This is a genomic window from Alteromonas hispanica (assembly GCF_010500915.1).
GTDB lineage: Bacteria > Pseudomonadota > Gammaproteobacteria > Enterobacterales > Alteromonadaceae > Alteromonas > Alteromonas hispanica.
Window position 1 is genome coordinate 45,340 of sequence record NZ_JAAAWP010000013.1, and the last position, 11,063, is coordinate 56,402.

The window sequence follows — 11,063 nt, forward strand, 5'->3', positions numbered from 1 at the left end:
CCCGAGAGACGCCGTGCCCATGTAACTGGTCTGATAACCTGTGAATAGTATAGGAAGTGTAAAAAAAAATAAACGCTGCAATTTACATTTGCTCAACAAATTGAACAATTCGACTCCCTACATCGTTAACTTTTTCCATATGAATATGATGACCGCCTACAAATTGCTCATACTGCGCAGATTTAAACCACCCCTTTCGTTTTTCAAAAACCTGAGGCAAATTCTTAAAGCTATCAGACGCACCAATGAACAGGATAGGACATGAGATGGATTCCATCAGATTTTTGGCCTGTGCCTCGGTCAATCGAAGTACGCTTTTGGTTCGCAACATAGGGTCGCTGCACCAAGATGTGGTTCCATCATCGGTTTTGGTCATATTGCGCGCAAGTATTTGGCGTGCATGCTCAGGCTGCATATCAGAAATTTTACAGCGAGCAGTGACTGCGTCTTCCAACTTCACCGCTGGTTTAACTTTTGCAGGCGCGCTGAGCATTTTGTTCTGAGTTTTATTAAAGCGGCTAAGCAGCGCATCGCGCATCTGCTGTTGTGAAGTTTCCTCACTCTGCGTTAGCGGACCACAGGCATCTATGCTAACTACAGCCTTCACATTCTCGGGAAATAAAGCAGCGTACATAGTAACCAGAATACCACCCAATGAATGCCCGATAAGAATAACGTCTTTAAACCCCTGATCCTCTATTAACGCATGTAGGTCTTGTAAATAATCAGCCTGATTATAATAGGCACCTATCGGACGGTGGGACGAATGTCCGTGCCCTGCCAAGTCGATGGCAATATAGCGATAAGACGTCAGATGAGGAGCCAGTGCCTGCATACTCGCCGCGTTGTCTAAGTAACCATGAAGACCAATGACTACCTGCCCAGCACCTTGATTATCTAATGCGGCAATTTTAACAGCACCTGCGTTAAACGATTTTTCTACCATGTTTTTCCTTATTACTGCGGTACTATTTCTATACAACTGCGCACTATTGCGGCGTAAATGCGGCGTAAATGCGGCAAATAGGTGCCGCCCATCTGCAAAGTCAAAAACTAATGAAATAAAAAAGCGGCAATTAAATGCCGCCTTTGTTTTCTATCTGTCTTTAGTGTTGCTGTGTTTTAGACTCTGTTATTGCAGAGCGTCGCGAACCACTTGTTGTAGACGGACGTGAGCGGTTCATGTTCACAACCTTAGCCCGCCTAGGCGCATTGCTGTAACGGATAACGCGGGTTCGATTGAAATGTGGGAACATAAAAGGACTGCCCCATACGCCACCGCCAATCCAAGGTCCGCCACCAATCCATGGGCCTCGAAGGCCATAGAAAGGTGAGTACCAACCTGTGTGGTAATTAAAAAAGAATGTATTTACATCATATACTTCACGGTCGCGCCACATGTGATAATCGTCTGCGGCGATAGTGGGGTAAATATACGGCTGCTCACCAACCATTCCCGTTGTGGGCGTTACTAACGTACCTAGGAACGTAGCGGTCCGGCCTTCCTCAAATACAATAGGATCGACAAAACCATCTATTTGCACTTTGAAACGGCCCGATGTTTCGCCCGAACTACGAGGCTTGCCATAGTGGTTTAATGGGAAGTGCGCAAGTTCGATAAACGTTTTATTAGGCTTGTTTTCAACACCTACAACAATACCGCCCCAACGTGCTTTTTGTCCCTGCGCGCTAGCGCCTGAGGTAACAGCGGTAGAGTATGAAACCAACTCAGTTCCCTCAGGGACTTCCAATGAGTCTGGCACCATTGCACATCCTGCAAACATGAACACTGTTAGTAAAAGTAAATATCGAGACATCACCGCGCTCCTTCATACAACACATAACAACAACCCCTGCTTGAAAGCCACAGGAAGTATATTCTAGGCAAACATAAATTACCGCTACGCCAAATGCTTACCCTAACTTTATGGTATCAACTTAGCATTATTACGATGCTTCCACCACTAGAGTTCTGTTACAAATTGCTAAACATTTAAAGGGAGAGAAAGCATGTAACGCGCGAAACTCATTCATCTGTTACTTGGGTCTGCAAAGAAGTAATTTCCTTTGCGGTGGTAAAGCTATGGACAGGTGATTGACAGAAATAGTTCAATCAAAAATCGAACATTAAATAAAACTTACGCATATATATCAACGCCAAACATATCTTGAATCGATTCGCGCTGTTGCTGCTTTTCGAAACTCTGATATGAGGCAATGGCCTGTTGAGAATAGGCATTTCTATCTTCTTTGGTAAAATCTTGATAGGCCTTGGCGTTGCTTGTGCCTTGTTCGTCAGGCGCAACAACGACCGCCTTAATTTGAGACGGTTCGCCTTGACCTTTACTGTCTTGTTGAGGGTCTTTTGAAAGCTTTGAAACCCTGCTTTGAGTGGCATCTGAAGATGCAATGCCAAAATTTGAATTAATGTTCATGACAGAGTAGGTGTTTGCAAAATTCGTTCCCATAATGCCGATTACTTTATTCTACTTATTCTGTCTGTATCTCCTGTCTGCTTATTCTCTGCCGGGAAGCTTCTTCCACGTTACCTTGTCTCGAAGGTAGACAGGTTCAACATTCGAGGCATGAGCGGTCAAATTTTTGTCAGCCGCGGCTTTTGCATCATCAAGCATATATTTGGCATTCGGCAGCGTCACGTCTGCGTTGGCCTTAACAGAACGACTTGATTCAGCCCATGCGTGTAAATCGTCATATGCAGACCATCCCGTACCCGCGATAAGCATCTCAGAATTAGTGCTTTGTATGGCTATTTCCAGTTGCTCTATAGCTTGCTTGGGAGGGCAAACGCGCTCTGATATCACTTCTTCTACCGTTGTGCCCATTTGCTTGTAAACAGAGAAGTAGACTTCTCCCATTCGAGCATCTGACGCTACAGCAATAAGTCTCTCTTCGACTTTTTCGTCAGCATGCTTCGCTACTTCAACCGCCATTGCTTTTAGCGTGCTCACACCGGCTACCTTTAGCCCTGTGCCAAGCGCGAGCCCCTGAATCATGCCTGTTGCGATCCTCACGCCTGTAAAGCTTCCAGGCCCTCTGCCAAACGCCAACATATCAAGTGAAGATAGCTCTACTTCCGACTCTTTTAAAATACTGTCAATCATAGGGAGTAGCCGTTGGCTATGCTGCTGCGGGCATACTTCAAAATGGGAAAATACGGTATTGTCGACGATAAGAGCGACTGAACACGCTTCTGTTGCTGTATCAATAGCAAGTATATTCATGGTAATTCTCAGTAATTATTCTTTATCAATGCCACTTAAGAATGCCTCTACTTCATCAAGGCTTCGAGTGCGTTTCATATCTGGTAAGCTGCCTAAAAACGTTTTTGCGTAGGGCTTGGTCACTAAACGGTTATCGCAAATAACAAGGACACCTTTATCGGTCGGGTCGCGAATAAGGCGCCCTGCCCCCTGTTTCAAGGTAATAACAGCCTGCGGTATTTGAATTACACCAAATGGATTAGCGCCACGTTTTTTAACATCCTCCATGCGAGCCTGCAGCAAAGGATCGTCTGGCGAGGCAAATGGCAACTTATCTATCATTACACAAACCAAATCATTCCCGCGAACATCCACCCCTTCCCAAAAAGCGCCAGTGCCCATTAACACCGCTTTTTCGTCTGCTAAATAGGCATCTAACAAGGCTTGCTTTGTGGTGGTGCCTTGCACCAGCAGTGGGTTATCAATTTCATCTTCCAACTTACCGGCGATTTCTCGTAACATAGCGTGGCTGGTGAATAATAAAAAGCACCGACCTCGGCTGGCTTTAATTAATCGCTTAGCCGTATTGAGTAAGGTTTCTCGCATGGAGTAACTGCTGGGCTCGGGCAAGTAGCGAGGTACACACAGCATGGCTTGCTCGGGGTAGTTAAACGGGCTGTCCAGCCCTAGCGTTTTAGCATTTTCTAACCCCATTCTGCGCTGAAAATGCTCAAAACCGCCGTTCACCATAAGCGTGGCCGAAGTGAAAACCCACCCACGCGGCACAGACTCAACGAAACGTCTGAATTTTGCGGCTATTGATAATGGCGTTAGGTGCATAACGATATGGCGCTGCGTTGTTTCATACCATAAGCTGACATTTTCTTGCTTGTTGTCGATAAGCGCGTCGAGCTGCTCGCGTGTCGATACGACCCGCTCGTACATATTATCTAGGTCTTTGTCTCGCCCAATGTGCAATTTACACACTTCGTAAAGCACACCAAGCGCCTCAGCGAGTTTACCCACCTGCAGGCGCACGTCATCTCGATTAAGCGCTTCTGCCCAGTTACCTCTTTCAGGATCGTGAGGAAACAGTAATCGCAAGTCAGATGCGATCATACGACATTTGTCGGCGGCCTTATCAAGCTGGCCTGCATCTTTTAGCACGGTTCTAAATAGAAGCGTAATGTCTTTGGCAATATCTTGTATTTGACGTGTAGATAGCGACTCACCAAAGTAATCACTGGCTATGTCCGGGATCTGATGGGCCTCATCAAAAACAATGGCATCCGCTTCGGGAATTAATTCGCCAAAACCAGTATCTTTAAGTGCCATATCGGCGAAAAAAAGGTGGTGATTAACCACAATAACGTCTGCTTCCAACGCTTTTCGTCGCGCTTTTACCAGGTAGCACTCTTCATAGTCTGGGCACTCTCGCCCCAAACAATTATCAACAGTCGATGTCACCATAGGCAACACCCTTGCATCTTCTGGCAGCGATTTAAGCTCTCCCATATCACCGCTTTTGGTGGTACTAGACCAGCGTTTTACCTCAGACAGCTGACCTAAAACGTCTTTCTCGACTAACGTAGAATTACCACCATGCTGGGATAGACGATGCAAACATAAATAGTTCGACCGCCCCTTTAACAATGCGGTCTTTCTCTTACTGCTGAGTGCTTTTTTTACAAGCGGCAAGTCTCGGTGAAACAGCTGTTCTTGAAGATTCTTAGTCCCCGTAGAGATTATGGCTTTACCACCGCTTAACAATACTGGCGCCAAGTAAGCAAACGTTTTTCCAGTTCCCGTGCCGGCCTCAACCACCAAACTGCCGGTTGTATCGATGGCGTGCTTTACCGCATTAGCCATGTCGGTTTGTGCCTCTCGTGGCACAAACCCCTTAATGGTTTTAGCGAGAAGACCATCGGATGAAAATACGTTTTTGATTGTCGGCATTATTTCACGTTTCAGATGCATTGCAGTGATAGGGAGCGCATTATGCCAAAGTTGGCATAGAAAGCCTATTGCGCAAAAGCAGTTACACCCAAGCAATTAAATTAGGTATGCCATATCTCAAATTGCCAAGGCTTTAGCGTTAACGATGTGTCGCTCGAAAATTCCATGCTTTCGTTTCTTTCCCAATGCTGCAAAGTGCCAACATGCAGACTTTCGATAAAGTTAACCGTTACAGGCCTATCAGAGAAATTAATAACCACAAATACTTTGTCGTCTTGGTTCATTCGAACAAAACTAAATACCTGTTCCATGCATGAATTAGGAACTTGGATCATGCGTTCACCAAACTCACCGTTGCCTAAATATGATTTAGACTTCTTCAGTTTTATAAGAGATTTATACAAATCGCCAATAGGGTGCTCTTTCCATTCAATAGGATCTTTTTCAAAAAACGCTAAGCGCTTCGACTCTCCGGCCTCCTGTCCATTGTGAATGAGCGGCATCCCTTCTCCAATTACAGACAGTACAATACAGGCTTCTAATGCCGCTCCGAATTGTTCTCGCTGCGTTCCGTCCCAGGCATTTTTGTCGTGGTTACTCACGAATGTCATTCTGTAGGCACTTTGAGGCCATGCTCTTTCATTCCAAGAATAATATTTTCGCAACCTATCAAGACTGCACCTACCATGAGCAAGTTCGTGAAGCGTTTCGTTCCAGCTCCACGCATAGGTCATGTTAAAGGCATTCTCGTGTAAATCTCTGTTCTCCCACTCAGCGAGCAAGAAAACAGGCTTAACTGAGTCTAGGGCGTGGCGGGCTTGCTGCCAAAAGTCGTTTGGTATGTAGCCTGCAACATCGCAACGAAACCCATCAAAATCGAATTCCTCTACCCAATAGCGCATAGCCTTTATCATGTAATTCCTGAGGTCAGGTTGCGCATAATCAAACTCAATAATGTCAGACCAATCCCACCATGGCGATGGGCGAAAATCGCCCTTGTAGTCTTTGGCATACCAATGAGGATGAGAGTCGACAAGGGGGTTATCCCACGCACTGTGATTAGGTACCCAGTCTAAAATGACTTTTAAATCTAGACTATGCGCTTTTGCAACCAGTTGCTTTAAGTCTTCTTTATTTCCAAATTCAGGATTAATCGCTAAAAAATCTCGAACCGCATATGGACTACCTAACTCTCCCTTTCTATTTTTCTGTCCAATGGGGTGAATAGGCATTAGCCAAATAATATCTGCACCCAGGGCTTTGATATGTTCGAGCCTTTCGGTTACTCCTACAAAGGTTCCCTTAGCGCTAAATTGGCGGGTGTTAACTTGATAGATAACAGCGTGAGAAGACCAACTCGGTTGCTTAACGCGGTAAAGAGAACGAGGTGTTACGTCAAATTCCATAGACTAACTCCCAAAAAAGCAAAGTGTAGAAAAGATAGAGATTTTAAAAAATGGGTAAGCTAGTAACGCCTAACAGAAGTACCCATACTCCAAAGAATAATTTTAAGGCTTGGTTAGAAAAGGCCAATACAAGATACTTTGCAACAACTCCGCCGATGATTGCGCCCATGCCTGCAAATAAAACCACAGGCCATACTATGGCATGACTAATAAAGACATGAAAGGGAACGGCCGACCACACTGTTAACGCCGACAATATTACCGCGACGGCGATTGACAGGGTTACATTAAACCCTCGCATAATGAGATAAACAGCAACAAGTTCACCAACGCCAATGGATAGCCAAACGGTTACGCATCCTCCCAGAAAACCGATAACCGGCAGCAATACAATATCTCGCCCCTCGATGTCTTCAGTAAAAACAGCGCGCTTCATCAACGGGATTGATGCGATTATTGCAATCGCCAAAATAATTGAGAAGATACCGAATACGTAATGCAAGTTGTCGGGACCTCCTAGGATATAAGAAAGGAGCTTAGGCCCGTGTTCAGAATATTGAGAAAAAACAACGCCACAAATAGCGGGAGGTACAGAGAGTATTAGCGCACTTGGTAATGCCGCCCACTGTCTGTCGTTTCTATGTTCTTTTCTGAAAAAACGCGTCCAAGTAATAGCACCAGCAGTCATGCCGCAGCATTGGATGGCAAAACTGGTGGCTACAATACTTTCTGGCGAAAAAGACAGATAGGCAAAAAAAGGAACGAAAACAACTCCACCACCAGCACCTGTGGAGTTCGCAAAAATAGCGCCGACAACACCAACTGCGCTAAAAAAGCCATAGTTTAGCCATAACGTTAACGCGTTATCTTGAGAAAAGACAAGCGCTATCCACGCGAAAAAAATCAAAATTACAACGCTGTGTTGATGTGTAAAACGAGAGAGATGAAAAGACCTTGGCAAATGTATACTTCCTGCGGTGAAGAACTCGAATTCAGTGAGCAATAAATGGTCACAAAACAGCGGCAAAGATTAATCGCCACAAACTCACTGAACAAATTTTGTTCTAGTTTTAAATCTAAACTCTAAAACTCAGACGTATAAGACATCACGTTTATTTTTTATCAGAGTATGTAGCACTGCTACATGAAACCCTGTGACGTGTGAAGCCTCGCTATGATAGTAGTATCGACACAAAATGACGACACCATTATACATGTAACGCCCAACCGTTCGGCAACTTGGAAGCAAACCAAGTTTCTTATGATGGTGTTTGCACTTTTTGTAAGCTCAATAGCCACTGCTTGGGCGGTGGTTGGCGCCTGGGTCATTCTTCCATTCGCCGGTGCTGAAGTATTCGCATTAGCTCTTGTCATGTATTTAACGTCTCGCGCTACTTACCGATGGGAGGATATCACAATAGGAGAAACCACGATTGAGGTAACCACCTCTCAGGGCACCCGCACGGTTATGGCAAAAGCGACGTCTTACCTCTACTTTATTCAAGACACCCATTTTGGGCGCTTACCACGGGTCATCATAAAAGATGATGATAAAGAATGTGAAGTAGGAAGCTTTTTGAACGAGACAGACAGAGACAAACTTTCTAAAGAGCTTGTGAACCTAGGATTACTGATGTGTAGAAACAAGTGGTGGTAACGACTCATTGATGAAGCATTATTAATGATCACTTTTCCGATTTTTCGACTAAACATTATGTAACGTTAAGGAGTAATTCTGCTATGAACTTGTACATCGAATCGTTAGAAGGCGGTAACTATCTGGTATCCACCGGTATTGGGGCATCACGTGCTTTGGTACGAGATAGAAGCGAACAACCAAAGACATTTCATTGCTTGAACGAAATTAAAGAGCATTTCGACACTCAAACCTTCGAACACGTATGGCTTAGACAAAATACACCTTACGAGGAAATGGTTGGACAAACTGATCATCCAGGCGCGTTAGAGTTAGAGATAGAATTATAGAGTAGCGAATTCGTCTAAGCTAACAACTCGCTTTAGAACCAAATTTTCAAATCGGCCCGCTTTTTGCTGCCCGTGTATTATAAAGAGGTGGATGGTACGAATAAGTGCTGCCTTATTTCTACCTCATTTATAAATATTAGCACCTTGTTCATAAATACGCGTGAAAGCGCCACGTACACGACGCTGGTAGCAGCCTATCGGTTTGGAGAAAAGACATGACCTATGACAAGTTATTAAAAAATCTGGTTTTAGCAAGTACGGTATTACTAGTGAGCGCCTGCGCCTCAATGGGTGATGGCACTGTAGCTGAAAAGAGACAGGCGATTCTCGATATGCAGCAGAATGCCCTTACTCGCCTTTACAGTGAAAAGCCAGACACCCGCTCTCAAATAAGAGATGCGGCAGGTTTTGCGGTTTTTACCAATGCAAATGTTAACGTTATCTTTTTTGCAGCAGGCACCGGCTATGGCGTTGTAAACAACAACGTTACAGGGAATAAGACGTACATGAATATGGCAGAAGGCGGCGTAGGATTTGGCCTTGGTGCAAAAGACTATCGAGTTGTGATGGTGTTCCATTCACAAAAAGCGATGTCGTACTTTATTGAAAACGGCTGGACAGTTGGCGGTAATGCAGATGCAGCAGCAAAAGCAGGTAACAAAGGCGCATCAGCTGAGGGTGAGGGCTATTTAGGTAATGTAACTGTTTATACCATGACTGAAAGCGGCCTGGCTTTACAAGCAACTGTAAAAGGCACCAAGTTTTGGGTGGATAAAGAGCTTAATTAAATAGATTAGCTAAATATATTAACTAACAACAAGGCAGAAAGAGCTTTGTTAAAAAGCCATGGAAGGCTTGGAAGGCTTGGAAGGCTTCTTAGACTACGCAAATTAAACATCTATGTCGATGTGCTTCAATCCTCCCTCATCATTATCTTTGTTACCTTTTTGTTTGCTCTCGTGACGATGTTTAGTGGCATACTCTAATGCCTCTGCACGATTAACTTCATCAAACTGATCGCCATCATCTTCAGCAAGATGCTGTGACTTTTTTGATTTCTCAACTTTTTTGACGCGCTTGTCTTCCTCTATAACAATCTTAGTATTGCGCGGCAAAATAGGAAAAAGTAGGTCGTTACTCATAATAGTTGTAGCTCCCATTGCAAATATTCGGCTAGTTTTGGGCCATTACGCTAACTGTTGCAAGCTGACGCAGTGGCGATAACTGGCTTGCAGAACATTAACTGTTTTTAACGGTAGACGCATTCAGAACTAAACGTTTTATTATATGTACATTAATTTAGACGCTATGTAAGCAAAGAGTTCACTTTAGCCTTGCAAAACTTACTTCAAACCGCTAATGTTTCACCCGCTCGAAATCAGGACATCAAAATTTTTATATGATCAATTGCGCTGCGAAACATCACCATCACCACATAGCATAACCTTTCAGGTTCGTGCTGGAAGGTCTATGTCTCCTTCCAGTGGCGCAGATAAGAATTCTCGGCCCTCGGAAGGAAACTTCCGGGGGTTTTTCGTTTTAGGTGCAATCACAAGTAAACACACAACGTGTAAGGAACGTTTTAATGAGTAACAGCAAAAGACTTCGAATTGCCGTACAGAAATCAGGCCGCTTAAGCGATGATAGCATTGCACTACTTAAGGCTATCGGCATAAAACTGAATATTCGTGATCGTCTGCTGATTGCGCATTCTACTAACGAACCCATCGATTTACTGCGCGTGCGAGATGACGATATTCCAGGCTTAGTGATGGACGGCGTAGTTGACTTAGGTTTTATCGGTGAAAATGAACTTGAAGAAAAGTCGCTGGAACGCAAAGCCGCTGGTAAACCTTTTGAATATGAAACACTTCGTCGCCTAGACTACGGTGGCTGCCGCCTTTCAATCGCTGTGCCTAACGAGATGGAATACAGCGGTGTTGAATCACTCAATGGCAAAGAAGTTGCCACAACATACCCGTATTTATTAGAGCGCTATTTTGCAGAGAAAGGCATCAACGCAAAAGCCGTCATGCTTACAGGCTCAGTTGAAGTTGCCCCTCGCGCTGGTGTTGCCGATGCTATTTGCGACCTTGTATCAACGGGCGCAACGCTAGAAGCAAATGGCTTAGTGGAAAAAGAAGAAATATTTCGTTCAAAAGCAGTATTAATTAAACGCGTTGGCGGCGAAATGAGCGAAGAAAAGCAAGCATTGATCAATCGTATGATGCCTCGCGTAGACGGTGTGTTGCTAGCCAAAGAAAGCAAATATATTATGCTGCACGCGCCTAAGGCGTATCTAGAGCAAGTGAAAAACTTGTTGCCAGGTGCTGAAAACCCAACTGTACTTCCTCTTGCTGGCAACGAAGAGCAAGTGGCTATCCATGTGGTATCTACAGAAACCTTGTTCTGGGAAACCATGGAAAAACTAAAAGCCCTTGGTTGTAGCTCTATTCTTGTAATGCCCATAGAAAAAATGATGGGCTAAAGGCAG

At 44.4% G+C, this 11,063-nt stretch carries 12 protein-coding genes and 1 other annotated feature; of the genes, 4 read left to right on the forward strand and 8 right to left on the reverse strand.

The window, feature by feature from the left end; translation table 11 throughout:
• Nucleotides 1–82: 82 nt before the first annotated feature.
• From GTW09_RS16065 to GTW09_RS16095, 7 genes are all read right to left on the reverse strand, one after another.
• Nucleotides 83–946 carry an alpha/beta fold hydrolase gene (locus GTW09_RS16065; RefSeq protein WP_163112688.1) on the reverse strand — a complete coding sequence of 288 codons (864 nt, stop codon included), beginning with the start codon at nucleotides 944–946 and terminating at the stop codon, nucleotides 83–85.
• A gap of 160 nt (nucleotides 947–1,106) precedes the next feature.
• On the reverse strand, nucleotides 1,107–1,817 hold the full coding sequence (locus GTW09_RS16070; RefSeq protein ID WP_071979307.1) for a Slp family lipoprotein: 711 nt from the start codon (nucleotides 1,815–1,817) through the stop codon (nucleotides 1,107–1,109).
• Between the two features lie 321 nt (nucleotides 1,818–2,138).
• Entirely contained in the window at nucleotides 2,139–2,468 is a 330-nt protein-coding gene (locus GTW09_RS16075) for a hypothetical protein (RefSeq protein WP_239059438.1), read from the reverse strand.
• 48 nt (nucleotides 2,469–2,516) lie between these two features.
• Nucleotides 2,517–3,242: a tRNA (adenosine(37)-N6)-threonylcarbamoyltransferase complex dimerization subunit type 1 TsaB gene (tsaB, locus tag GTW09_RS16080; protein ID WP_163112689.1), complete on the reverse strand. Its 726-nt coding sequence runs from the start codon at nucleotides 3,240–3,242 to the stop codon at nucleotides 2,517–2,519.
• A gap of 15 nt (nucleotides 3,243–3,257) precedes the next feature.
• The gene (locus GTW09_RS16085; RefSeq protein WP_163112690.1) at nucleotides 3,258–5,177 is read right to left on the reverse strand and encodes a DNA repair helicase YoaA; all 1,920 of its coding nucleotides are present in this window, start codon (nucleotides 5,175–5,177) and stop codon (nucleotides 3,258–3,260) included.
• A 101-nt stretch (nucleotides 5,178–5,278) separates the two neighbouring features.
• Nucleotides 5,279–6,583 carry an alpha-amylase family glycosyl hydrolase gene (locus GTW09_RS16090; RefSeq protein ID WP_163112691.1) on the reverse strand — a complete coding sequence of 435 codons (1,305 nt, stop codon included), beginning with the start codon at nucleotides 6,581–6,583 and terminating at the stop codon, nucleotides 5,279–5,281.
• A 43-nt stretch (nucleotides 6,584–6,626) separates the two neighbouring features.
• Nucleotides 6,627–7,490, reverse strand: a complete 864-nt coding sequence (locus GTW09_RS16095; protein WP_239059444.1) for a sulfite exporter TauE/SafE family protein — start codon at nucleotides 7,488–7,490, stop codon at nucleotides 6,627–6,629.
• A 267-nt stretch (nucleotides 7,491–7,757) separates the two neighbouring features.
• Here GTW09_RS16095 and GTW09_RS16100 point away from each other — a divergent pair, with 267 nt between their 5' ends.
• The 3 genes from GTW09_RS16100 to GTW09_RS16110 all read left to right on the forward strand — a co-directional run bounded on the left by GTW09_RS16100 (nucleotide 7,758) and on the right by GTW09_RS16110 (nucleotide 9,357).
• Nucleotides 7,758–8,240: a DUF2244 domain-containing protein gene (locus GTW09_RS16100; RefSeq protein WP_163112693.1), complete on the forward strand. Its 483-nt coding sequence runs from the start codon at nucleotides 7,758–7,760 to the stop codon at nucleotides 8,238–8,240.
• 83 nt (nucleotides 8,241–8,323) lie between these two features.
• Complete coding sequence (locus tag GTW09_RS16105) at nucleotides 8,324–8,569, forward strand: DUF6482 family protein (RefSeq protein WP_071979313.1); 246 nt, start codon at nucleotides 8,324–8,326, stop codon at nucleotides 8,567–8,569.
• Between the two features lie 215 nt (nucleotides 8,570–8,784).
• On the forward strand, nucleotides 8,785–9,357 hold the full coding sequence (locus GTW09_RS16110) for a lipid-binding SYLF domain-containing protein (RefSeq protein WP_163112694.1): 573 nt from the start codon (nucleotides 8,785–8,787) through the stop codon (nucleotides 9,355–9,357).
• Nucleotides 9,358–9,459: 102 nt separating this feature from the next.
• Here GTW09_RS16110 and GTW09_RS16115 read toward each other — a convergent pair whose 3' ends face one another.
• Nucleotides 9,460–9,711, reverse strand: coding sequence for a hypothetical protein (locus GTW09_RS16115; RefSeq protein WP_163112695.1), 252 nt, complete (start codon nucleotides 9,709–9,711; stop codon nucleotides 9,460–9,462).
• 277 nt (nucleotides 9,712–9,988) lie between these two features.
• Nucleotides 9,989–10,104, forward strand: a sequence feature (His leader region).
• Between the two features lie 50 nt (nucleotides 10,105–10,154).
• On the opposite strand from GTW09_RS16115, the gene hisG reads away from it, so the two are divergent.
• Nucleotides 10,155–11,057 carry an ATP phosphoribosyltransferase gene (gene hisG, locus GTW09_RS16120; protein WP_163112696.1) on the forward strand — a complete coding sequence of 301 codons (903 nt, stop codon included), beginning with the start codon at nucleotides 10,155–10,157 and terminating at the stop codon, nucleotides 11,055–11,057.
• Nucleotides 11,058–11,063: the final 6 nt, after the last annotated feature.